The sequence below is a fragment of the Paraburkholderia sp. GAS41 genome (assembly GCF_050436545.1).
Taxonomy (GTDB): Bacteria; Pseudomonadota; Gammaproteobacteria; order Burkholderiales; family Burkholderiaceae; genus Paraburkholderia.
In genome coordinates this window covers 654064-677249 of record NZ_JBNDMK010000001.1, presented here as the reverse complement: position 1 = coordinate 677249, position 23186 = coordinate 654064, and the positions used below count along the sequence as shown (strand labels likewise).

16 protein-coding genes are annotated in these 23186 nt (G+C 65.1%); 13 read left to right on the top strand and 3 right to left on the bottom strand.

Annotation, left to right across the window (positions count from 1 at the left end):
- Positions 1-15: 15 nt before the first annotated feature.
- From P3T43_RS02950 to P3T43_RS02905, 10 genes are all read left to right on the top strand, one after another.
- On the top strand, positions 16-801 hold the full coding sequence (locus tag P3T43_RS02950) for a glycosyltransferase family 2 protein (protein WP_429279521.1): 786 nt from the start codon (positions 16-18) through the stop codon (positions 799-801).
- 249 nt (positions 802-1050) lie between these two features.
- On the top strand, positions 1051-1941 hold the full coding sequence (gene rbsK / locus P3T43_RS02945) for a ribokinase (RefSeq protein ID WP_429279520.1): 891 nt from the start codon (positions 1051-1053) through the stop codon (positions 1939-1941).
- Entirely contained in the window at positions 1938-2336 is a 399-nt protein-coding gene (gene rbsD, locus P3T43_RS02940; protein WP_429279519.1) for a D-ribose pyranase, read from the top strand. The genes rbsK and rbsD overlap by 4 nt, the downstream gene beginning before the upstream one ends.
- 91 nt (positions 2337-2427) lie before the next feature.
- Complete coding sequence (locus P3T43_RS02935) at positions 2428-3918, top strand: sugar ABC transporter ATP-binding protein (protein WP_429279518.1); 1491 nt, start codon at positions 2428-2430, stop codon at positions 3916-3918.
- Positions 3919-3989: 71 nt separating this feature from the next.
- Positions 3990-4928 (top strand): ABC transporter permease, encoded by a 939-nt coding sequence (locus tag P3T43_RS02930; protein ID WP_429279517.1) that lies wholly within the window; start codon positions 3990-3992, stop codon positions 4926-4928.
- A gap of 85 nt (positions 4929-5013) precedes the next feature.
- Positions 5014-5958 carry a ribose ABC transporter substrate-binding protein RbsB gene (gene rbsB / locus P3T43_RS02925; RefSeq protein ID WP_429279516.1) on the top strand — a complete coding sequence of 315 codons (945 nt, stop codon included), beginning with the start codon at positions 5014-5016 and terminating at the stop codon, positions 5956-5958.
- Positions 5959-6166: 208 nt separating this feature from the next.
- Positions 6167-7192 carry a substrate-binding domain-containing protein gene (locus P3T43_RS02920; protein ID WP_429279515.1) on the top strand — a complete coding sequence of 342 codons (1026 nt, stop codon included), beginning with the start codon at positions 6167-6169 and terminating at the stop codon, positions 7190-7192.
- Between the two features lie 349 nt (positions 7193-7541).
- On the top strand, positions 7542-8729 hold the full coding sequence (locus tag P3T43_RS02915; protein WP_429279514.1) for a porin: 1188 nt from the start codon (positions 7542-7544) through the stop codon (positions 8727-8729).
- A gap of 308 nt (positions 8730-9037) precedes the next feature.
- A complete protein-coding gene (locus P3T43_RS02910) occupies positions 9038-10360 on the top strand; it encodes a TIGR00366 family protein (protein ID WP_429279513.1) in 1323 nt (440 codons plus the stop codon).
- Positions 10361-10408: 48 nt separating this feature from the next.
- Positions 10409-11101: a cytochrome b/b6 domain-containing protein gene (locus P3T43_RS02905; protein WP_429279512.1), complete on the top strand. Its 693-nt coding sequence runs from the start codon at positions 10409-10411 to the stop codon at positions 11099-11101.
- Between the two features lie 31 nt (positions 11102-11132).
- On the opposite strand, the gene P3T43_RS02900 is transcribed toward P3T43_RS02905, so the two are convergent.
- Positions 11133-11594 (bottom strand): CHRD domain-containing protein, encoded by a 462-nt coding sequence (locus tag P3T43_RS02900; protein ID WP_429279511.1) that lies wholly within the window; start codon positions 11592-11594, stop codon positions 11133-11135.
- 389 nt (positions 11595-11983) lie between these two features.
- Between P3T43_RS02900 and P3T43_RS02895 the strand changes: the two genes are divergently transcribed.
- The 3 genes from P3T43_RS02895 (at position 11984) to P3T43_RS02885 (ending at position 20507) form a co-directional block, all read left to right on the top strand.
- The gene (locus P3T43_RS02895) at positions 11984-14203 is read left to right on the top strand and encodes a CHAT domain-containing protein (protein ID WP_429279510.1); all 2220 of its coding nucleotides are present in this window, start codon (positions 11984-11986) and stop codon (positions 14201-14203) included.
- Between the two features lie 16 nt (positions 14204-14219).
- Positions 14220-15923, top strand: coding sequence for a ShlB/FhaC/HecB family hemolysin secretion/activation protein (locus P3T43_RS02890; RefSeq protein ID WP_429279509.1), 1704 nt, complete (start codon positions 14220-14222; stop codon positions 15921-15923).
- Between the two features lie 189 nt (positions 15924-16112).
- Positions 16113-20507, top strand: a complete 4395-nt coding sequence (locus P3T43_RS02885) for a beta strand repeat-containing protein (protein ID WP_429279508.1) — start codon at positions 16113-16115, stop codon at positions 20505-20507.
- On the opposite strand, the gene P3T43_RS02880 is transcribed toward P3T43_RS02885, so the two are convergent.
- On the bottom strand, positions 20504-21283 hold the full coding sequence (locus P3T43_RS02880) for a glycosyltransferase family 2 protein (protein WP_429279595.1): 780 nt from the start codon (positions 21281-21283) through the stop codon (positions 20504-20506). The two genes, P3T43_RS02885 and P3T43_RS02880, sit on opposite strands and share 4 nt — an antisense overlap.
- A gap of 62 nt (positions 21284-21345) precedes the next feature.
- The gene (gene mltA / locus P3T43_RS02875) at positions 21346-23181 is read right to left on the bottom strand and encodes a murein transglycosylase A (RefSeq protein WP_429279507.1); all 1836 of its coding nucleotides are present in this window, start codon (positions 23179-23181) and stop codon (positions 21346-21348) included.
- Positions 23182-23186: the final 5 nt, after the last annotated feature.

Genomic DNA, 23186 nt, shown 5'->3' with positions numbered 1-23186 from the left:
CAATTTGCTGTTCCCATGCGTACAACCAGCCCTTCTTCGACTCATCTGGTTCTGATCCCGAGCTACAACCCCGGCGAAAAGGTCTATGACACCGTGCGCAGTGCGCGCGAGAACTGGAACCCGGTCTGGGTGATCGTCGACGGCAGTACGGATGGCAGTACTGAACGTTTGCTGGCCATGGCCGAGCAGGATGCGGGCTTGCATGTGATCGTGCTGCCGCACAATCAGGGCAAGGGCGCAGCCGTGCTGATCGGACTCGAAGAGGCCGCGCAACGCGGCTTCACGCATGTCCTGACGATGGATTCCGATGGCCAGCATCCGGCCAATCTGATCGCGCGGTTCATGACCGCCTCGCAGGCCCGGCCCGATGCGATGGTGCTGGGTCTGCCGAAGTTCGACGCCCAGGCGCCGAAGGCGCGTGTCTATGGGCGGCGCCTGTCCAACCTCTGCGCCAACCTCGAAACGCTGTGGGCGGGCATCGGCGATTCGCTCTACGGATTTCGGGTGTATCCGGTCGTGCCGCTGCGTGACGTGATGAGCCGTCATGTGTGGATGCGGCGCTTCGACTTCGATCCGGAAGCGGCAGTGCGGCTGTGCTGGGCAGGCGTGCGGCCCATCCAGATCGAAGCCCCGGTGCGATATTTCCGCGCCGACGAGGGCGGCGTGTCGCACTTCAACTATCTGCGCGACAACCTGCTGCTGTCGTGGATGCATCTGCGGCTCTTCTGCGGCTTTCTGCTGCGCTTACCGATGCTGATTCCGCAACGCCTGGGCCGACGTCTCGAACAGCGGCGCAGCTAGCACGCCGCGCCCGACGCGGCAAAAGCAACCATCTGACACGCCGCCCGGCCTTTCACTCCAACGCCACGGCCACGCGGCCGCCCGCCTCGCGCAGTCCTGTTCATCCGCTCCATATCCGGTAAAACCCTGGGTCATCTTCCGTCCGGCGGACGGCAATGGTATAAATCCGCCCCAAAGCTGATTACGTTTTAGCTCGGCGAAAATTAACACCCGCGTTTCGACGCGGGTTGGGCAGTCGGAAGGAGCGGTATGGCACGGGTGGTGGTAGTAGGCAGCATCAACATGGACATGGTGGTGGCAACCGAGGTGTTTCCGCGGTTGGGCGAAACGTTGTTTGGTCAGCGCTTTGCGACCTATCCCGGCGGCAAGGGCGCGAACCAGGCAGTCGCCGCGGCGCGTCTCGGCGCCGAAGTCACGATGATCGGCTGTGTCGGCGCGGATGCGTTCGGCGATGCCATGAAAGCCACCCTCCACCGTGAGGGCATCGACACCCGCTGGGTCTTCACCGGCCGCGAAGCCACCGGCATTGCCTCGATCACGCTGACCGGCGGCGACAACGCCATCCTCGTCGTGCCGGGCGCCAATCACGAACTCTCGCCGGGCGATCTGGACCGGGCCCACAGGGCGTTTGCCGATGCCGACATCGTGCTGGCGCAACTGGAGGTGCCGCTGTCCACGGTCCTGCACGCCGCGCAACTCGCGCACCGGCTCGGCAAGCCGTTCTTCCTCAATCCGGCTCCTGCCGTCGCGCTGTCCGCTGACCTGATCGCGCTCGCCAGCCTGCTGACGCCCAACGAGCACGAACTCGCCGCCGCCTTGCAGACCGCGGGCGCCGACTGGGCCGAGGTGTTGCAGCGCATGCCCGGCCGCATCGCCATGACGCACGGCGCGGAGGGGGCGTATTACACCCGCGCGGATGGCGAACTGGTGCACCAGGCCGGTTTCAGCGTCACGGCGGTGGATACCACCGGCGCCGGCGATACCTTCAACGGCGCGCTGGCCGCGTTCTGGCATCTCGGTGCCGACGAGGCCGTGCGCCGCGCCAATGCAGCCGGGGCCTTGTCGGTCACCCGTGCGGGCGCGCAGGGCGGCATGCCCACGCTCGCCGAACTCGAACAGTTTCTGAAGGCACAAGCGTGAAAAAACTCGGACACCTGAATCGCGACATCGCGCGCGTGCTGGCCGGTATGGGCCATACCGACAGCGTCGTGATAGCCGACTGCGGCCTGCCGGTTCCCGACGGCGTCGAATGCATCGACGTCTCACTGACACTCGGCGTCCCCGCCTTCTTCGACGTGCTGGACAGCGTGCTGGCCGACTTCAAGGCGGAGCGCGCCGTATTCGCGAGCGAAAGCCTGACGCACAACGCCGCGGTGGTGCAGCGCATGGCGCAACTGCGCGCGGCGCAGGTCAGTGTGGACGAGGTGCCGCACGAGACCTTCAAGCGTCTCTGCCAGCAGGCGAAGGCGGTGATCCGCACGGGTGAATGCAGTCCGTATGCCAACGTGATCCTGCATTCGGGCGTGATATTTTGAGCGCCCGCCAACCTGCCGCCCAGTGCCGCTCGCCTCGTATCGAGGCAGGCAGGCAAGACGCGGCAGCGCGCAATTCTGAAAGAGGCGTGTCATGCAAGTGACCATGCGGGGCATCGGCAAGGCGTTTGGTCCGGTACGCGTGCTCGAGGGTGTCGAGTTCAAGATCGGCGCCGGCGAAATTCATGCGCTGATGGGTGAAAACGGCGCGGGCAAATCGACGCTCATGAAGATTCTGAGCGGCGTCTACCAGGCCGATGCAGGCGAGATCCTGATCGACGGAAAGGCCACGCAGATCCGCAACACCGTCGAAGCCGAGCGCGCCGGCATTGCCATCATCCATCAGGAACTGAACCTGATTCCGCAGTTGTCGGTGATGGAGAACATGTTTCTCGGCCGCGAGCCGAGCCGCTTCGGGGTGGTCGATTCGGCCGCCATGCGCCGCGCAGCGCGCAAGTGGCTCGACATGGTCGGCGCCGAGCGCATCGACCCGCAAGCCGAAGCGGGGCATCTGTCCATCGGTCAGCAGCAGCTGGTGGAAATCGCCAAGGCACTGTCGCTCGATGCGCGCGTGCTGGTAATGGACGAACCGACCGCCGCACTGACCCAGCGCGAGATCGAGACGCTGTTCGAGATCATGCTCGCGCTGAAAGCGCGCGGCGTGGCGCTGGTGTACGTCTCGCATCGCATGGAAGAAATCTTCCGCATCTGCGACAAGGTCAGCGTGTTGCGCGACGGCCGCTTCGTCGGCGAGCGCGCGGTGCAGGACACGGGTTTCGACGAAGTGGTGCGGCTGATGGTGGGGCGCGAACTCGGCGAGCGCTTTCCGAAGCGCAGCCACGCGCCGGGCGAAGTGCGCTTCAAGGTCGCGGACCTCGCCGACGACGGCAACATCTCCGGCATTTCATTCGACGTACGCGCGGGCGAGGTGCTGGGCGTGGCCGGTCTGATGGGCGCGGGCCGCAGCGAAATCCTGCGCACGTTGTTCGGCCTGAACCGCAAGACGGCGGGTTCGGTGACGCTCGATGGCCGCACGCTCGACGTGCGCGATGCCTCGGGTGCGATCGACGCGGGCATCGGCTTCGTCACCGAAGACCGCAAGAGCCAGGGTCTGGTGCTCGGCATGTCCGTGCGCGAGAACGCGACGCTGGTCCATCTGGGCCGCTACGCGCGCTATGGCGTGGTGAACGACCGCGCCGAACGGGCGGCCGTCGAAGACCTGATCAAACAGTTGCGCATCCGCACCCGCGACGCCGAACTGGACGTCAAGGCGCTCTCCGGCGGCAACCAGCAGAAGGTGGTGTTCGCCAAGTGGCTCGCCGAGCCGCCGAAAGTGCTGCTGCTCGATGAACCGACCCGCGGCGTGGATGTGGGCGGCAAGGCCGAGATCTACACCATCATCAATCAGCTTGCCGCGCAAGGCGTGGCGATCGTGATGGTGTCGTCGGAATTGCCGGAAGTGCTGGCCATGAGCGATCGCATTCTGGTGATGCACCAGGGCCGGCAAAACGGCATCTTCGTGGCGGCCGGCGCGACCCAGGAACAGCTCATGACGGCCGCCACCGGCGGCAACGTCACTGTTTAACCCATTCATTGACAGCGGTGCGTACCGCTGAGATCGAGACCCGAGCGAGAAACGAAATGGCGCAATTGACCATGACACCCAGTACCAAGGCCACGCTGCAAAAGCTCGGGCCATTCATCGCACTGCTGATCATTGCGGTGGTGCTGTCCATCGCCAGCCCGAACTTCCTGACGCTCGACAATCTGCTCAACGTGATGCGCCAGGCGTCGATCAACGCGCTCATCGCCTTCGGCATGACGCTCGTGATCCTGCTGGGCGGTATCGACCTGTCCGCGGGTTCGGTGCTGGCGCTGTCGTCCGTCATCATTGCGACCCTCATGCAAAGCGGTGTGCCGGCCGTGCTGGCAACGCTGGCCGGCATTGCAGCCGGCGGCGCGATGGGTTTTTGCAACGGCCTCGTCATCAGCAAAGGCAAGGTGGCGCCGTTCATCGCGACGCTCGGCTCGGTGACCGTGCTGCGCGGCCTCGCGCTGGTGGTGTCCAACGGCAGCCCGATCAGCGGCTTCAACAGCGATTTCTTCTCGATGCTGGGCGGTGGCTATGTGGCGCGGCTGGTGCCGATTCCGGTCGTGCTGATGCTGATCATGTTCGCGGTCTTCTGGTTCGTGCTGAAAAAGACCGTGTTCGGGCGTCATGTCTACGCAACCGGCGGCAATGCCGAATCGGCCAAGCTGTCGGGCGTGAAGGTGGATCGCATCCAGTTGTGGGTCTACACCATCTCCGGCGTGATGGCGGCGATTGCTGGCGTCGTCCTGACCTCGCGTCTGAATTCGGCGCAGCCGACCGCCGGCACCGGTTATGAACTCGACGCCATTGCCGCCGTGGTGCTGGGCGGCACCAGCCTGACGGGCGGACGCGGCTGGATTTTCGGCACGCTGGTGGGCGCGCTTTTGATCGGCGTGCTGAACAACGGCCTGAACCTCATGGACGTCTCGTCGTTTTACCAGCAGGTCATCAAGGGTGCCGTGATCCTGCTCGCCGTGCTGATCGACCGGGGCAACAAGAAATAACCGCAAACGCAGTAGCGGCGCGAGCCACGCAGTACCCCTAAACAATCCACGTCACACTCTACTCATAGGACTCAGGAGGACGACAATGAAGAAAATGATCTCCCCGCTTTGCGCAGCACTGTTGGTGGTCGGCATCGCCGCCTGTTCGAAGCAGGGCCCGGATACGGGCGCGGCCGCGGCCGCGAGCGACGCCTCCGCGCCGGTCGCCAATGGCGCCGTCACGGTGGGCCTGTCGATCTCGACGCTGAACAACCCGTTCTTCGTCTCGCTGCGCAAGGGCGCTGAAGACGAAGCGAAGAAAGACGGCGTGACCCTCATCACCGTGGATGCGCAGAACGACCCCGCCAAGCAGCAGGCGAGCGTCGAAGACCTGATCCAGAAGAAGGTCAGCGTGATCCTGATCAACCCGACCGATTCGTCGGCGGTTGCCACGGTCGTCAAGGAAGCCACCGACAAGGGCATCAAGGTGATCTCGCTCGACCGCAGCGTGAACGGCGCCGAAGTCAGCTCGCACATCGCCTCCGACAACAAGGCCGGCGGCAAGATGGCAGCCGACTTCCTCGTCGACAAGCTGGGCGGCAAGGGCAACGTGGTCGAACTGCAGGGCATTCCGGGTTCGTCCGCGGCCAACGAGCGCGGCGCCGGTTTCGATACGGAAGTGGCTGCGAAGGGCGGCGTGAAGGTGGTCACGAAGCAGCCAGCTGATTTCGATCGCGCCAAGGGCCTGTCGGTGATGGAAAACATCATCCAGAGCAACAAGGACATTCAGGGCGTGTTCGCGCAGAACGACGAGATGGCACTCGGCGCGGTCAAGGCCCTGCAGGCCGCCGGACTGAAGAACGTGGCCGTGGTGGGCTTCGACGCCACCGACGACGCGATTGCCGCCGTCAAGGCCGGCACGATGGCTGCGACCGTGCAGCAACAGCCGGAACTGATCGGCCAGTACGGCGTGCAGACCGCGAAGAAGCTGATCGACGGCCAGGCCGTGGACAAGTTCATCCCGGTCCCGCTGAACCTGTACAAGCAGTAAGTTTTCAGCCGCACGTCCGCGTAGTACCATCTGGCACTGAAATCAACCTCGATGCAGTGCTCGCCGCCGGCCGGTGTCAACCGGCATGGCGGCGTTTCCCCACTCCCTGATTGGCGCCTGACGCGTCGGCTTTTGCCATCGCGCCGCAGCGGCCGATGCCAGGGCCTCGTGAGCGAGGGCGTCGACCACCTGCCGCGAGGAAATCTGCGTGACCCAGTTCGAGCGTCTGACCATTGACGACATCGCCCGTCTGGCGAACGTGTCCCGCACCACGGCCAGCATGGTGCTGAATGGCTATGCCGAGCGCTATCGCATCTCGGCGGCCACCGTCGAGCGTGTGCTGCAGGTCGCGAAAGATCACCATTTCACGCCGTCGCGCTCGGCGCGCGCACTGCGCTCGCGGCGCAGCAATACGATTGGCCTCGTCATCCCCGATCTCACGAACTCGGTCCACTCCGCGCTGGCGCAGGCAATGGAATGGCAATGCCGCGGACAGTACAACTGTCAGCTGGTCGTGGTCACCAGCGACGAAGATCCGGTGCGCGAAACCGAGGGGATTGCCCACCTCGTCTCGCATCAGGTGGACGGCCTCGTGGTGGTACCTTGCACGGCGGATGCCGAGCGCTACCAGAAGTGGGTCAAGCGCCTGCCGCTGGTGTTCGCCGACCGTCGCGTCGAGCATAGCGAGATTCCATACGTGGTGACGGATGCGACCGGAATCGTCGCGACGCTGGTGGGCGATGCGCTCCGTCAGGGCATCCGCGAGGTGGTGTACTTCGGCGGTCAGGCTGAACTCTCGGCGAGCCGAGACCGTCTGGCGGGGTATCGTCAGGCACTCGCTTCGCACGGCTTGAGCGAGGCGGCCGACTGGGTCCACGAACGCGACTTCCAGCGCGAGTCCGGCCACGCGCTGATGCAAGCCTGGTTCGCGGCCCACGGACGTTATCCCGAGGCGCTGTTCGCGGGCTCGATCACCTTGCTGGAAGGCGCGCTGTCGTTCATGAGCGAGGCCCACAAGCTCACCCAGGCGCCGGGCCGCCTGATGTCGTTCGACGATCATCAACTGCTCGACTGTCTGCCGCTTTCCATCGACGCCATCGTCCAGGACAGCCGGCAACTGGCGGAACACAGCTTGCGCTGTGTGTTTGCGATGCTAGAGGGCGATGCGCATCCGGGTTCATTACAGGTGCCTGCCCATATCCATTACCGCGGCGCGGCCAGCGCACCGGCATAAGCGCGTTTATACAGAAACGCGCTTATGCCGCGTATGGATATTGCTTAAGTGCTCATTCGTCCATTGAATTGGCTGCGGCATCTGTATTTCAATCAGCTTTCTTGCGAAAATCATAATAAATAGCCGAAATTGGGTCGGATTTTCCTGCTTTTTAAAATGGCGTGGAAATACTGGCCGTTGCGACAAATGAGTATTTCTTGGTTCGCAATAGTCGCTCATGTCATTGTTTAATAAGGCATTTTCTCTGTTGACTTTTCACGACAGGCAATATTTTTCAGTGTCCCGTAAGAGTGCGCCGCGTTATTGTCGAATCCGCAATAACTGAATCATTCATTGGCACGGAGAAATGATGAAAAGAATAGCGCTGTCCACTCTCTCGCTGACATTGCTGGGCGCGGCTAGCGCTGCGCATGCACAAAGCAGCGTCACGCTTTACGGCACCATCGATACCGCCATTACCTTTGTTCATAACGCCAATGCGGCAGGCCAGAACCAGTGGTCGGTCGGCAACGCGAGTAACGGCGATCTGTCCGGCAGTCGTTGGGGCCTGAAAGGTCAGGAAGACCTCGGCGGCGGTCTGAAGGCCATCTTCCAGTTGGAAAACGGTTTCAACCCGAGCACGGGCGGACTGGCGCAGGGCGGCCGCGAGTTTGGCCGCCAGGCATTCGTGGGGTTGTCGGCCGAGCAATACGGCACGTTCACACTCGGACGCCAATATGATCCGCTCGTCGATCTCGTGCAGGGCATCACGGCCGACAACTATTTCGGCAGCACGTTTGCCACCGCAGGCGACGTCGACAACTACGACAACAGCTCGCGCACCAACAACGCGATCAAGTACGTCTCGCCGGTATTCTCCGGGCTGCAGGTCGAAGGCATGTATGCGTTCGGCGGCGTCGCGGGGCAGACCGGTTCGGGCCAGACCTGGTCGGCGGCTGCGGCGTATAACAACGGCCCGATCTCGCTGGCGGCCGGTTACTTCGTGGCGGACAACCCCTCGGTCAACGGACTCGCACGGGCTTCGACGACCTCCGGCAGCGGCTGGGGCGGCACCTCCGACGGCACCTTCGACGGCTCGCTGATCAACCTCGGCCTGCAGAGCGCCAAGTCCATCAACATTGCGCGCTTCGCGGCGCAGTATGTGGCGGGTCCGTTCACGTTCGGCGCAGGCTACAGCAACGCGCAGTACAAGTCGGATGGACAATCCGCGTTCGCTTCGACCGAGAAGTTCAACACGGGCCAGGGCTTCCTCGATTACCAGGCTACGCCGGCCATGCTGGTGGGCGTGGGCTACAGCTATACGAAGTCGACCGGCGACACGGGCGCGACTTACCACCAGGTCTCCGTGGGCGCGGACTACAGCTTGTCCAAGCGTACTGACGTCTATCTGGTAGGCGCCTATCAACACGCCAGCGGCGAAACGCTGAGCGCCGACGGCACCGCCGTGGTGTCCGCGCAGGCTTCAGTGGGCTCGTATGGTTATGGCGGCACCAACACGCAGGAACTGGTGAGCGTCGGTCTGCGCCATAAGTTCTGATTGCGTTGCCAGTGCCGCGCCCGTAGCGAAAGCAGGGCGTGACGGGAAAAAGCCGGTCATCAGCGCGAGCCGATGGCCGGTTTTTTTCGTGCGACAGCGCGATGGCCTGCGTGCCCCTCAAGCGCGCCCCCAGCAGCAATACACCGGCGGCGCCTGACCGCCCGACCGCTTGCCCGCGTCACGGCAAATGCCAGCGTTTCATGCAAGAATCGCGGCCGAGGACGTGGGCAAACGAAACAATGACACGCCATGCGACGCAAGCGTGACCCCGCCCACTACAAATATCATCGGTGATGAGGAGCAGACAGTTGATCCAGCGTATCTCGCGTTTTTTTACCCAGGTGGTCCATCGGGTCCTGCCTGATCCCTTGATTTTCGCGATTTTTCTGACCATCGCGACGTTCGTGCTGGCCTTCGGCCTGACACCCAAGACGCCCGCCGAACTGGTGACCATGTGGGGTGGCGGCTTCTGGAACCTGCTGGCCTTCTCGATGCAGATGGCCATGATTCTGGTGACCGGCCATGCGCTCGCCAGTTCGGGACCGGTCAAGCGGCTGCTGGTAGCGCTGGCCAGCTCGGCGCGCAGCCCCGCTCAGGGCGTCATGCTGGTGGCGTTTTGCGGCGCGGTGGCGTGCGCCGTCAACTGGGGCTTCGGGCTCGTGCTGGGCGCGATGCTGGCGCGCGAAGTCGCACGGCGCGTGCCGGGTACCGACTACCGCCTGCTGGTGGCAAGCGCCTACATGGGCTTCCTGACGTGGCACGGCGGACTCTCCGGCTCCGTGCCGCTGGTGGCGGCCACCAAGGGCAATCCGCTGGAAAAGACCGTCGGCCTGATTCCGGTCTCGCATACGATCTTCACCGGCTACAACGCCTTCATCACGATTGGACTGATCGTGCTGCTGCCTCTCCTCGCGCGGCAGATGATGCCGAAGCCCGAAGACGTGGTGGCGGTAGACCCGGCACTCCTCGAAGACCCGCCTTCGGTGGAACGCACGCTGCCTGCCAATGCGACACTCGCCGAGCGACTCGAAGAGAGCCGCGTGCTGGCGTTGCTGGTCGCGCTGCTGTGTGCGGTCTATCTGGTCGTGCGTACTGTGCAGAAAGGCTTTACGCTCGACATCGATACGGTCAACCTGGTATTTCTGGCCGCCGGCATGGTGTTGCACAAGACACCCATGGCCTATGCTCGGGCCGTCGGTGCAGCCGCGAAGGGCACGGCGGGCATCATGATCCAGTTTCCGTTCTACGCCGGGATTCAGGCGCTGATGGATCATTCGGGACTGGCCGGGGTGATTACCCGCTGGTTCGTGGATATCGCCAATGTGCACACCTTCCCGCTGCTGGCGTTCCTGAGTTCGGCGGTCATCAATTTTGCCGTGCCGAGCGGCGGCGGCCACTGGGTGGTACAGGGGCCTTTCGTGATGCCGGCGGCGCAGGCATTGCATGCGGACCTTGGTAAATCGGCCATGGCGATCGCCTACGGCGAGGCCTGGACCAACATGGCTCAGCCGTTCTGGGCACTGCCCGCGCTGGCGATCGCCGGCCTTGGCGTGCGTGACATCATGGGCTATTGCGTGACTGCGCTGCTGTTCTCGGGCATCGTGTTCGTTGCGGGTTTGTATCTGTTCTAACCGGCTGTGCTGGATCGCTGTGGACGCTTGCCTCGGGAGGCGCGACGCATGAACGCTGACGAACCTGTTACGCCACCGGTGCCGCCGGTTCGTCGCCCCGTACTCGTGTGGGATGCACCGGTGCGGCTGTTTCACTGGCTGACAGTGCTGCTGGTCGCCGGGGCGTATGCGACCTTGAAGCTGAACTGGATCGACTGGCATGTGCGGATCGGCGAAGCGCTGCTGGCGCTCGTTCTATTCCGCCTGCTATGGGGCTGCTTCGGCAGCGAGACCGCACGGTTTCGCAGCTTCATCGCAACGCCTGCTTGCGCGTTGCGGCATCTGCGTCGTCTGTTGCGCCGCGAGCCGGATCTGCAGGTGGGTCACAACGCGGCGGGCGGCTGGATGGTGTTATTGCTGCTCGGCTTGCTGCTGCTGGAGACCTCGAGCGGGCTGTACGTCTACAACGAAATCGCCGACGAAGGCCCGTTGAGCGAAAGCGTGCCGGCCTGGTTCGCCAATGCCATTTCCACGCTACATGCGGTGGTGTGGGACGTGCTGTTGGCCGCGCTCACGCTGCACGTGCTGGTGATCGCGCTTTACGCGCTGGTGAAGGGACACAATCTGCTGCGGCCGATGCTGAGCGGCTACAAGCCGTTGCCTGCCACGATCGCTGCGCCGCGGCAAAAGCCGGTGCTGCTGGCGGCGCTTCTGCTATTGATCAGCGCAGCGATCGTGATCCTGCTTGCGGTTTATCTCTGAGGCTGGCGAGCGCCCTGGAAGAGCGCTTGCGTCAGTTACCCTTCGGCGGCATCACCTGGCCGCGAATCTCGCCACCCGGATTGGCCTTGGTGTGGACGTTGATGTACATCTCGCCCGCTTCGAACATCTTGGCGTCGTCCGGGGACAACGTGGCTTGACCGCTGATCGGACTCGTCACCTCCATGTTTCCTTTTTGCGAGATCCAGACTTTCACGCCGGCATTTTTACCGGCGGGTGCAGGACCGTGGAAATGCGCCATGGTGGCGGGCCCCGTCAAGCCGCTGTAGGTGATGTTCCACGTGACGACGTGCGTGCCGGAATCGTAGGTGAGGTTAGCAGTGCCGCTGCCCGGGGTCTGGACCGGAGGCACCTGCTGGTCGCCCGAGAGCGGCACGGTAAAGGAGACGGGTGCTGCCTGGCTGAGCGTGACGCCGCCCGCGAGGGCGAGGCCGGCGAACAGCATGAAAGCGCGCCGCGAGATCGAAACTGTCATTGAATTTTCTCCGTTCTGGGTTACAGCGTGCTGCCCGGCCGTGAATACGCGCTGTGAATGCCCGGCAGTGCATCAAGGATAGGCCCAAGCCGACGCTAACTCCAGGCCGGAAAACGCCGCGCTGTCCGGTGCGTGGTGTCCACGGTCCTGTTCCCGGTGGCCGCCGCCCAACGTGCGCCGGCCCGACTTCGTTTCAAAAAAGCGGGTGCTCATTCGTTTACCAGATTGGCATTGCCATATTTGCGTGGCGCTCGCCCGCACCTGAAGCCTGGTGGCTGCCGTCACACCGGACTTCCAGTTGCGCCCCCTGTACCGCCCAGTGGGAACGCGATGTGAACCAACTCAAACGAAGAGCTTTGGTCGGTCGAGCGCGCATCGGATGGCTTGCCATGCGGTGTCGCACTGTGCCTGCGCGCGCAAGCGAGGCCCGGCCGCGGGGCGCGTGGTGGTCTCGGATCGTCCTCGCCGCATGCCTCGCGTGCGCTGCCGGCGGCAATGCGTTCGGCGCGGGGGCGCCGGCACCGGCGAGTGACACGGCATCCGGCGCGGCACCCGGTCTCGCCCCCGAATCGAACGGCTTTCGTCAGGCCGCCGAGCGCGAGCGCGACGCCGAAACCCTGCAGACGCTGACGGCGGAAGGGCGTCTCCTGCTTTCGCGCGATCACGTCACGCTGCCAGCGTACGACTACTGCAGCATGTCCGTCTCGGCCGCCGAGCGGGGTGACTTCCGCGACAGTGTCGAGGCCGCATCGCGCGCGCTGGTGATGGCGCAACGCACCGACAACGCCGACCTGGCCGCGCTCTCCAAGCGCGATCTGGCGATCGCCTACAGCTACGCGGGCGATCTCGAAGACGCCGAACGCTATGCCAAAGAGGCGCTGGCGTCGACCCCCAAAGCCCCCGAGCAGGTGTTCGCGCCCGCCTACAAGGTGCTCGGCGATGTTGCGCTGCGTCGCAATCAGCCGCAGGAAGCCATTACCGACTATAACCATGCGCTCGAAACGGCGTCGCCACGCTACCGGCCATTGGTGCTGATTTCCGTGACGAATGCGCAGATCGCCGCGGGCGATACCGCGGGCGCGCGCAAGACCTTCGATGCCGCGAGTCCGCCCCCAACGGCGGATCTCGAGCCGGCCTGGCGACGCATCGAAGGCAATCTGCTGCTGGCCGAGGGCAAGCCCGAGGATGCGAGGCGCGCATTCACCGCGCTGCTCTCCGAAAGCGCTTCGGGCGACGCGAACTACGACCGCCTGTGGGCGCACGAAGGCATCGGCCGCGCCGACCTCGCGCTGGGCGAACGGCAACACGCACGCGAGGCGTTCCTGCAGGCCGTCGACGATTCGGAAAAGATCCGCGCGCGCTTTCGCAGCGACGAGTTCAAGACGGGCCTGTTCGGCGACACGCAGTCGGTTTTCGAGATGGCGATCGCCCTGACGGTCGAGGTCGGCGATTACGCATCGGCGTGGAACCTGTCCGAGCGCAGCCGGGCGCGCGCGCTGCTCGATGTCGTGCGCAACCGGGTCGACGCGGGCGTGGATGACCGGCAACTGAACGGCGACGTGCCGGGCCTCGACGTGGTGCGCAACGCCCTGAAGCCAAACGAAGCCATCGTCGAATATCACAGCCTCGAAAAGTCGATGGTGGTCTGGGTGATTCGCCGCGAAGGCCTGACCGGACATACGCTGCCGATCGCGCGCGCCGACATGGACAGCGCCGTCACCGATTTTCGTAACGCCATCGTGCGCCGGCGCCAGAGCGCGCTCACTTACGGCGACAAGCTGTACGCACTCCTGATCGCTCCGCTCGGCCTGCGCGACAACGAACGGCTCATCATCGTGCCGCACGGCGCGCTGCACTATCTGCCGTTTCAGGCGCTGCACAATCCGGACGGCTTTCTGATCGAGCGTCATCCGGTCGCCCTGGAGCCTTCGGCCAGCATCGCGGTTCAGCTCGTCCAGCGTGAGCGCAACGTGGCAAGCAAGCTCGTGGCGTTCGGCAATCCGACCATTGCCCCGGCCTACGCGCTGCCGGGCGCCGAGGCCGAGGTGCGCGGCATCGCGCCGCTCTTCGCGAGCAAGGAAGTGTTCCTGCAAGGCGACGCGACACGCATGAGCTTTCGCGACAACGCGCCTACCGGCCGCATCCTGCATGTGGCGACGCACGCCCAGGCCGACACGATCGATCCGCTGCACTCGCGCATCCTGCTCGCGCCCGCGACCCAGCCGGCCGACGGTCCCGACTCGCTGCTCGCGAAGGACATCTACAACCTCAAGCTGAACAATGTGTCGCTCGTCACGCTGTCGGCTTGCGAGACCGGGCTTGGGCGGATCGCGCGCGGCGATGAGATCCTCGGCTTCACGCGGGCGTTTTTCTACGCGGGCGCCAGCAGTCTGATCGTCTCCATGTGGCCGGTGGCCGACGAATCGAGTGCGCTCACCATGCGCACGTTCTACTCGCAACTCGCGAATGGCGACGAGGCCATCGACGCGATGCGCACGGCGCAACTGGCGGTTCTGCACAATCCGCGCTTCGCGCATCCGTTTTTCTGGGCGCCGTTCGACCTGATGGGCGGCTGGCGCCTGACTATCGCGCCCCAGGGACAACCATGAACCCATGCCGACACCCATGAACAGACTCCGGTTGATTGCCGCGACGGTGTCCTGTACGAGCGCGATCGCGTGGGCACAGACGCCGCCCGTTGCGGGTGGCGGTGTGGGTCAGGTGCCGAACGCGGGCAGCATCCTCAATCAGACGGCGCCGCGCGACACGCGTCCGGTCCTGCCGGGTGGAACCCAGGCCTTGCCGGCGGTGCCGTCGGCGCAGCCTCCCGTGACGGCGCCAGGGCCGACCTTCGTGCTCAAAGGCATCACGCTCAAGGGCAACGACACGATTCCGACCGACGTGCTGCTGGCGCCGGTTCACGACCGGATCGGCACGCAGATCGGCTTCGCGGATCTGGAGACGATTGCCGCGAGCATCACAAAGGTCTATCGCGACCGCGGCTATATGCTCGCGCAGGTGGTGATTCCGCCACAGGACGCCAGTTCGGGCATCGTCGAACTGAGCGTGCTGGAAGGACGGGTGGGCCACGTGCGGCTCGACATCGCGGCGGGCACGCCGATTCGCGAAGACCTGCTGCGCGCGCGGATCGCGCAGATTCCGCTCGGCAAGCCGCTGCAGCAGCATGAACTGGAACGCACCATGCTGCTGCTGTCGGACTTGCCGGGCATCGCGGTGTCGTCGGCGATCGAGGCGGGTGACGAGCCGGGCACGGTCGATCTGAGCATCAACGTGACGCCTGCCAAACGCTGGACCTTCGCCGTGGACCTCGACAACTACGGCGCGGACCCGAGCGGCATGTGGCGGCTCGGTATGCTCGCGCGCTTCAACTCGCCGTTCATGATCGGCGACAACCTCGATGTGCGGCTGCTCGGCGCCGAACGCGGCGACACCGTGTACGGCCGGATCGGCTACGAAGCGCCGGTCGACGCGTATGGGACGCGCGTCGGCGTGGCGCTGTCGCGGCTCAACTACACGCTCGGCCAGCAGTTTTCCTCGCTCGACGCGACCGGCGAGGCGACCGTGGTCGACCTGACGGTCACGCATCCGCTCCTGCGCACCCGCAATCAGAGCCTGCTCGGCCGTGTCAACCTGGAATACCGCGACCTCATCGACAACATCGGCGAGGCGGATGAGCACAATCCGCGTTCGCTCGTCGAGGGCAGCGCCGGGGTCAGCTACGAAAGCCGCGATGGCCTGCTCGGCGGCGGCTACAACAGCGCGGATGTGGAACTGCTGGTCGGCTCGCTCCATTTCAGGAATGCGCAGGCCGAGCAACTCGATACCTCGCCGTTCGGGCGCAACACGCAAGGCACCGAAATGCGGGCCACGTTCTTCGCCAACCGCCTGAATTCCGTGACCGACCAGCTGAGCCTGTTCGCCGGGGTATCCGGGCAGTGGGCCGGCACGACCCTCGACAGCTCGTCGCAATTCCTGCTGGGCGGCCCCCATGCGGTGCGGGCCTATTCGCCGTCCGAGGCGCTCGTCGACGAGGGCTTCGTGGCCACGGTGGAAGGCCGCTTCGCGATCAATTCGAAGGCGACGGTGTTCAGCTTTTTCGACCTGGGGATGGGCTGGTACAACGCCAATTCGCGACCGAACGAGGGGACGAACACGATCACGCGCAGCGGTGTCGGCGTGGGCGCGTACTGGACCGGGCCGGGCGGCTTTTCGTTGCAGGGCACGCTCGCGTGGCGCACGACCAGCTCCGACACGACGGGCGACGACAGGGTACCGCGCGTGTATGTGCAACTGACGAAGACGTTCTAGCGCAAGCCGGACAACCGGCGCGACGCGTTCGTGCGCGGTCGGGGCCGTACTGCGAGGCGCGCTGGAGACGGATGTTGAATGGTGGCAAGAGCCGGCATGGGTCCGGCGCCGAGGTGTGCGATGAACAAGCGATGCAGTGTGCAACCGTGCAGGATGCGACCCGGGCGGGGCGGAACCATCGCGGGCGCGGTGGCGACGCTATTCGCCATGTACTGGGTGCCGGCGTGCCTCGCGAATCCGACGGGCGGCCAGGTGGTGTCCGGCACGGTGAGCATCAATTCGCCGGGCGCGGGGCAGCTGAACATCAAGCAGGGTTCGTCGAACGCGATCGTCAACTGGAACACCTTTTCGATTGGCGCGAGCGAGTCCGTCACGGTGGTCCAGCCGTCTGCCTCGGCGGCGCTGCTCAACCGCGTCATGGGCAATGATCCGAGCGTCATTGCGGGGCGGCTGACGGCAAACGGCAAGGTGTTTCTCGTCAATCCCGCCGGCGTGATCTTCGCGCCGGGTTCGTCGGTGAATGTCGGGTCGCTGATCGCCACGACGCTCAACATCGCGAACGCGGATTTTCTCGCCGGCAACTATCGCTTCGTCGGCACGTCCGCGGCTCAGGTCAGCAATGCCGGCTCGCTGAGCGCCCAGGACGGCGGCACGATTGCTTTGCTGGGCGGCACGGTCAGCAATAGCGGCACGGTGAGCGCACGTCTCGGCACAGTCGCGCTCGGCGCCGGCAACGACATCACCGTCGACTTTGCCGGCGACGGCCTCACGACCCTGAAGATCAACCAGGGCGCGGCCAATGCGCTGATCGGCAATACCGGTACGCTGGCCGCCGACGGCGGCAACGTGATCATGAGCGCCCAGACGGCGGACGCGCTGGCCGCCACGGTGATCAACCAGCAAGGCATCGTGCGGGCGCAGAGTCTGGCTGAACGCGACGGGCACATCGTGCTCGACGGCGGCACGAATGGCGTGACGCTGGTGAGCGGCACGCTCGATGCGAGCGGCGGCGCGGGTCTCACGGGCGGCCGGATCGATGTGACGGGCTATGACGTGGCGCTGCTGGACGGCGCCTATGTCAATGCCAGCGGCGCGGCGGGTGGCGGCACGGTCTATTTCGGCGGCGGCCCGGCTGGTGCCGACCCGACGCTGCGCAACGCAAACGCCGTCTGGATGTCGCCGACCGCGAGCCTCCACGCCGACGCGCTCGTCAACGGCAACGGCGGCCATGTGGTCGCGTTCAGCGACACGGCGAGCCGCATCTACGGCACGTTGTCGGCGACGGGCGGCGCGCAGGGCGGCAACGGCGGCGTGATCGAGACCTCCGGGCACTATCTCGACACCACTGGGGCGACGATTCTCGCGACCGCGCCGAAAGGTCAGGGCGGCAAGTGGATCCTCGATCCAGAAGACCTGGATATCGTCTCGACCAGTTCGGGCACACCGGCCACGCAGACGCCAGGTTCTCCAACGGTTTTCACCCCGTCCGGTGCGGACAGCACACTGGTCAATACGGTGATCGAAGGGCTGCTGAATAGCGGCGTCTCCGTGAGCATCACGACGGTCGGTTCGCCGGCGAGCGGTGAAGCGGGCGACATCAATATCGACGCGGCGATTGCCAAGACCGTCGCCACAGCGGGCTTGCCGACTCCCACCCTGACGCTGAGCGCGGCCGGTTCGATCAACGACGCGGGCTTCGGGATCACGGCGGCACCCGCCGCCGGGCCGCTCAACATCGTGATGGATGCGAATGTCGGCGGCGGGGCGAGCGCGACCCATGGCGTATCGCTCAACACCGTGACGCTGCAAACCAACGGCGGCAACCTGACGATAGGCAGCAACGGATCGGCTCCCGTCGTGATCCAGAATTCCACGATCAACACGTCGAACGGCAACCTGTCGATTACCGGCGCCTTGCCGGCAGGCGGCGTCACGATCGGCTATCAGGCTACGGTGTCGGGTATCGATATCACCGGCACGACCATCGCGGCAGGGGCCGGCTCGCTCGGTCTGAACGGCACGGCGCTTGGGCAGAACGTGACCGGCGTGAACATCTCGGGAAGCGATATCTCGACCACGAGCGGGCAACTCGCCATCACCGGCACCGCCTCCACGGGTGTAATCGGCGACACCGGCATTGCGATCGGCGGCAACAGCCTGATTCACAGCGGTGCCGGTGCAATCTCGCTCAACGGTACGGGCAATTCGACCGAAGACGCGGGCACGGGCGTCGCGCTGACAGGCAGCTCGGTGCAAAGCGGCAGCGGTCCCATCAGCATCAGCGGCGCCGCCCAGGGCGATACGGGAATCGGCGTGAACATCAATGGTGGCTTCGTCCCGATGGGTGCTGCCAACGCGCAGCCGGGGGTGAGCAGTGCGGGCGGAGCGATCTCGATCAACGGCAGCGTGGCAGGCGACGCATTCGAGGCCGTGCTGTTTTCCAGCACCGCGATCTCGAACACCACGGGCGCAATCGGCGTGACGGGCACGGTCACCGGCACGGAGGGGTCGTTCGTGGACGGCATTTATTCCACCGGATCGTCGTTCACGACCACGGGCGGCAACATCACGCTGGCGGGAACCGTGCCGTCGGTCCTGGATGGCAGCGTCGGCCTCGACCTGTACGGTTCAACGGTGCAGTCGACGAGCGGCACGATCACGCTGAGCGGGCAGAGTAGCGGGGCGGTTTCGACGGAGGCATCGGTGACCGGGCTGGAACTCGAAAACAGTTCCTGCGAATGCTCGTCGCTGGGGCCGACCTCCATCACCACGGGTAGCGGGGCAGTGCATATCTACGGCAGCGGCACCGGCACGTTTACCGACGGCGTGCTGATCACGGACGGCACGCAGATCACCTCGACCAACGGCGGCGCAATCGACATTCGCGGGGTGATGACCGGTCCTGCCGGAAGCACGCCGAACCTGGTGAACGACTATGGCGTGGCGATTCCCAGTGGCGCCATTACGACGCTGGGGGCGAGCGGCACGATCGGCATTGCCGGATCGACCAACACGTCCGATGCCGGCCTGGCGATCGGCGTCGTTGTGAATTCCGGCGAGGAGGAAGGCCCGATCTCTTTCGCCCCGCTTGCCGATCCCGTCAACGTGACGATCTCGACAGGCAACGCCGGCTCGATCGCGCTGCTTGCCTCGAATGACGGCACGGCGAGCAGCCTCGTCATCACGCAAGCGACGCTGACGTCGCCTGGCGGCGTGCTGACCATCGCGCCGGCCTCGGTCAATCCGTCGAACTTCGCCATCACCGCGCAGAACGCCACGCCGATTACGCTGTTCGGCACGGGCGGCGGCCTGAACATCGACGCGGGAAGCTTCTCGACCTTCGCCTCGATTCCGAACCTTGTACTCGGTTCCAGCACGCAAACCGGTCTCATCACGGTCAACGGGCAGTGTGCGTCGAGCGGCGGCAGTTGCGTGCTGTCGCGCCCGAGTTTCACCAACAATCTCACGCTGTCCAATGCCGGCGCGGGCAGTCAGGGGATCTCGCTGCCCTATGGCATCTCGATGCCCGGCGAGACGCTGACACTGATTTCGGCGGGCCCCGTCACCGACCCCGGCGGCATTCAGGCGGCAGGGCTGCTGCTGTCCGGCCCGGGCAACTTCACGCTCACCGATCCGCAAAACGACGTCAACGTGCTGGCGCTGGCCGGCGCGGGCAATGTGACCTTCAGCGATTCGCACGGCTTCGTCATCGGTCCGCTGACGAGCCAGACCTACGACTTCAACACGGGCCAGTTGAGCACGATCGACGCGACCAACTCGACGCTCACCGGCAACCTCGTCGCGACGGCCACGACCGGCAATATCGGGCTCGGTGGCAACGGCGCCAATACGAACCTGAGCGCGGGCGGATCGATCGATCTGGTGATGGAGAACGGGGTCTTCGTCAATGGAGGAACGGGCACGCTCAATGCGGGCAATGCATGGCGAATCTGGGCGAGCACCTGGAACGGCGAAACGCGCGGCAACGTGCAGCCCGATACCGCGCAGCCCAATTTCTACGGCTGCGTGTTCGGTGCGGGTTGCAGTTGGGGTGGCACGGTACCGACCACGGGCAACCATTACATCTATACCGCGAGGCCGACGGTGACGGTCACGGCTAACGGCACGGTCCGCTTTGCCGGCGCACCGAACCCGAATTTCACCTTTACCGCTAGCGGCCTGATCAACGGCGATACCGCGGCGGGCGCGCTGAACGGTTCCCTGTCGACGGCGGCCAATCAGAACTCGCCGCCCGGACAGTATGCGATCAACGCCAGCTTCTTCTCCGGTGTGGGCTATATCGTGGTCGACGTGCCAGGCGTTCTGACCGTCACGCCGCTTTTCCAGCCGATCGCGCAGAGTGGCTTGCAATCGTTCTTCGGCAGCGAAGAGCAGACCTTCGTCTACGAAAACAACCTGCAGGGCACCAATATATGCATTGGATCGAACCAGCCGCTCTTCACGAACGCGGCGCCCGGTGACAATCAGGATCTGCTTGCCGTCGAATGGAAGCGGGTGCGTTCACAACCGAATCTGAACAGCTGTCTGCTGACCAACGGCCAGCACGGTTGCAGCGATTTTTAAACCGGGCCGGGCGGCCCGGGCGGCCCGCTCAGTCCGCGTAGCTGGGCGATCGCCATTTCGGCGTCGGCCACGAATTGCCGGGACAGGTGCAAGGCCTGTTCGACCTCCTGATGGACGGGAGCCAGCATGCCCATGTGAACCCTAAAGTAGCGTTCCGCGTGGATGCCTGGGTGGTAGTGCATGATCACGCGCCGCGCGTCGATCAGGCGGCGGTTGCCGAACAGCTTGCTCAGCGCCCATGAGAACGCGCCGTCTTCGCAGCCGGCACGGCGGAAGAAGTCTCCCATCGGAAAACCACCGAGCGCACGATACACGGCGCGTCGTATGACGAGGCTGCTGGGAATGGTATTGCTCAGGATCGCTGAACATCGGGCGAACTCGGGGTGCTCGACGATATCGCGCGGAAAACCCGCAAATTCGACATCGAGCCGCACCGACGCTTCGTGCGGGTAGCGCTGCAGATACTGACATGCCGCGGCCAACGCGCCAGGACGGTACTCGTCGTCGGCGTCGATGAAGGCGAGCAGATCCTCCGAGGCATGGATGGCCGCCCAGTTGCGCGCGCGGGCGATGCCGCCGTTCTCGGTCATCTGCAAGAGCTGCACGCGCGCGTCGCGTTGCCGGTAGTGGCGGGTAATGTCGGCTGAGCGATCGGTCGAACCGTCGTCGACGACGATGATCTGGGCCGCGTCGGGCTGGATCAGGCAGCTCTCTAGCGTGCGTGCGAGCGTCGCCTCCATCTGGTAGCAGGGAATGATGATCGAGATCGGCACGATAGGAAAACCTGTTCAGGTGCAGTCGGTCGACCAGCGCGGTTCGAAGGCGACGGCACGACGGTTCACTGCGAATCCTCCACGCACAGATCCGGATCGCTCACGAGACAATCGGCATTCGACGTCGCCGGACCACCGACGCCGCGCGTCTTGAGCGTCGGGTCCTGCGCGGAGATGTGCAGTCCCTTCGGCAGCAGCACCCACATGCGCAGACGTTGCTTGGTGTGGCTGGCCTGCGACTGGGCGTTCTGTCCGAAGCCGAAGAAATAGTCGGCGCGCACGGCGCCCTGAATGGCGCCGCCCGAATCCTGCGCGAACATCAAACGGTTGATGGCGACCGCCCCCGACGTGTCGTCGGGCGTGGCCACGAATACGGGCGCGCCGAGCGGCGTGGTGCGCGGATCGACCGCAACCGAGCGGCCCGCCGACAGCGGTACGCCGAGCGCGCCCACGGGACCGTTCGGTGAATCGGGGATGAGCCGGAAAAACACATAGCTCGGGTCGGAGATGGCGAAGGCATGGCGGGTGGTGGCCGCGCCGGTTGCGGGTGATGTGTCGCTGCTGCTGCTCGCGTTGGCGAGGCTAGCCGGGGCTGGTTTCGTTGCCGCCGGTTTTGCTGTCGCGGGTGTTGAGGGTGAAGACGGTGTCTCCGACGCCAGCTTGAAGCCGCGCAGCAACGGCGACACCGGTTCGTCATCGGCACCTTCGGTGCTATCGCCGCTGGCATGCACGGTGCTGTCCGGTGGGCCAGGATCGGCCGAACCCGCTGAGCCGACAGGCGCCGCGTCTTCGCTGACCTCGACGTCCATGTCCATGCCGCGGACGACGATCTTGTGACCGCCAGCCTGCGTGTTATGCGCGATGGGCGGCAGGAACGGCCGCCCGTTCTGTTCCGCATAGGCGAAGCGCAGGATCGTGCCGTCGCGCAGGCGCACCTTGCCCGAGCCTTGCACCTGCATCGAGTACAGCATGACGGGGTCGTCGACCCAGGCGAGAACCGGTGCCCTGAGCGCGCCGCGTTCGATGTCGGCGCGCGTGTAGTAAGGCACGATGCGGTCATGGTCGAGCCGCAGCCGGATCTTCTTGTCGCGAATATCGGGGACGCTGTCGCGCAGATCCAGCGCATAGACACCCTTGAGGCCGGTCGCGGCGACATCGGCAAGCGGAGTCACGGTGCGTCCCTCGACGCGCGCCGCCAGCGCCACACCGGTCGAGCGATCCGGCACGAGGCGTGAATCGAGGTAGAGCATGTCGCTGGGCGTGCCGTAGACGGGATAGATAAACGCACCGCCCGGCTGGCGGCTGCCGTTGAGCAGGGGCTCGTAGTAGCCGGTGATCGTGCCGTCGGTGGATTTGTCAGTGTTGCGGATCTGCCAGGCGTAGAACCAGGTTTCGAAGAACTGGCGGATTGCCGCTGCATTGCGTGCATCCACACTGCGCGACGCCGCGCAGGGCTCGGACCAGCCGCTCCGCTTGCCCAGCACCGTGCAACTGCGCAGGAAAGCATCCCACGAGGCGCCGAGATCGTCGGAATTCCAGCCGGGGAGGTCGGTGAACCGCGCCGGTTCGTAATACGCGTGGCGTGTGGCGAAGCCACTGTTCACGGTGCTTGTGGCTTGCGGGGCGGCGGTACCGGGCGTTGACATGGCGGTGCTCGATGTCGCGGTGGCCGTCGTCGCCGTACCCGCGCTCGATGTCGCTGCCGCCGATGTTCCTGCGGCCGGTGTTGCAGGGACGGACGTAGCGCCCGCGTCCGACGTCGCCGTGCCGGCGCGGCTCGCTGCCGCTGTCGCCCCGGCTGCCGCCGACGGTGTCGTTGCCTGCGGCGTCACGGCCGGTGGAGCGCTCGAGCAGCCGGCGAGCGCCGTCGCCAGCGCGAGCAATAGCGGAACTCGTTGCATAGGCC

Bases quoted from the DNA above. Each gene is read 5' to 3' on its own strand.
- P3T43_RS02950 (WP_429279521.1), top strand. From the start codon at position 16: ATGCGTACAACCAGCCCTTCTTCGACTCATCTGGTTCTGATCCCGAGC.
- rbsK (WP_429279520.1), top strand. From the start codon at position 1,051: ATGGCACGGGTGGTGGTAGTAGGCAGCATCAACATGGACATGGTGGTG.
- P3T43_RS02935 (WP_429279518.1), top strand. From the start codon at position 2,428: ATGCAAGTGACCATGCGGGGCATCGGCAAGGCGTTTGGTCCGGTACGC.
- P3T43_RS02930 (WP_429279517.1), top strand. From the start codon at position 3,990: ATGACACCCAGTACCAAGGCCACGCTGCAAAAGCTCGGGCCATTCATC.
- rbsB (WP_429279516.1), top strand. From the start codon at position 5,014: ATGAAGAAAATGATCTCCCCGCTTTGCGCAGCACTGTTGGTGGTCGGC.
- P3T43_RS02915 (WP_429279514.1), top strand. From the start codon at position 7,542: ATGAAAAGAATAGCGCTGTCCACTCTCTCGCTGACATTGCTGGGCGCG.
- P3T43_RS02905 (WP_429279512.1), top strand. From the start codon at position 10,409: ATGAACGCTGACGAACCTGTTACGCCACCGGTGCCGCCGGTTCGTCGC.
- P3T43_RS02900 (WP_429279511.1), bottom strand. From the start codon at position 11,594: ATGACAGTTTCGATCTCGCGGCGCGCTTTCATGCTGTTCGCCGGCCTC.
- P3T43_RS02895 (WP_429279510.1), top strand. From the start codon at position 11,984: ATGCGGTGTCGCACTGTGCCTGCGCGCGCAAGCGAGGCCCGGCCGCGG.
- P3T43_RS02890 (WP_429279509.1), top strand. From the start codon at position 14,220: ATGAACAGACTCCGGTTGATTGCCGCGACGGTGTCCTGTACGAGCGCG.
- mltA (WP_429279507.1), bottom strand. From the start codon at position 23,181: ATGCAACGAGTTCCGCTATTGCTCGCGCTGGCGACGGCGCTCGCCGGC.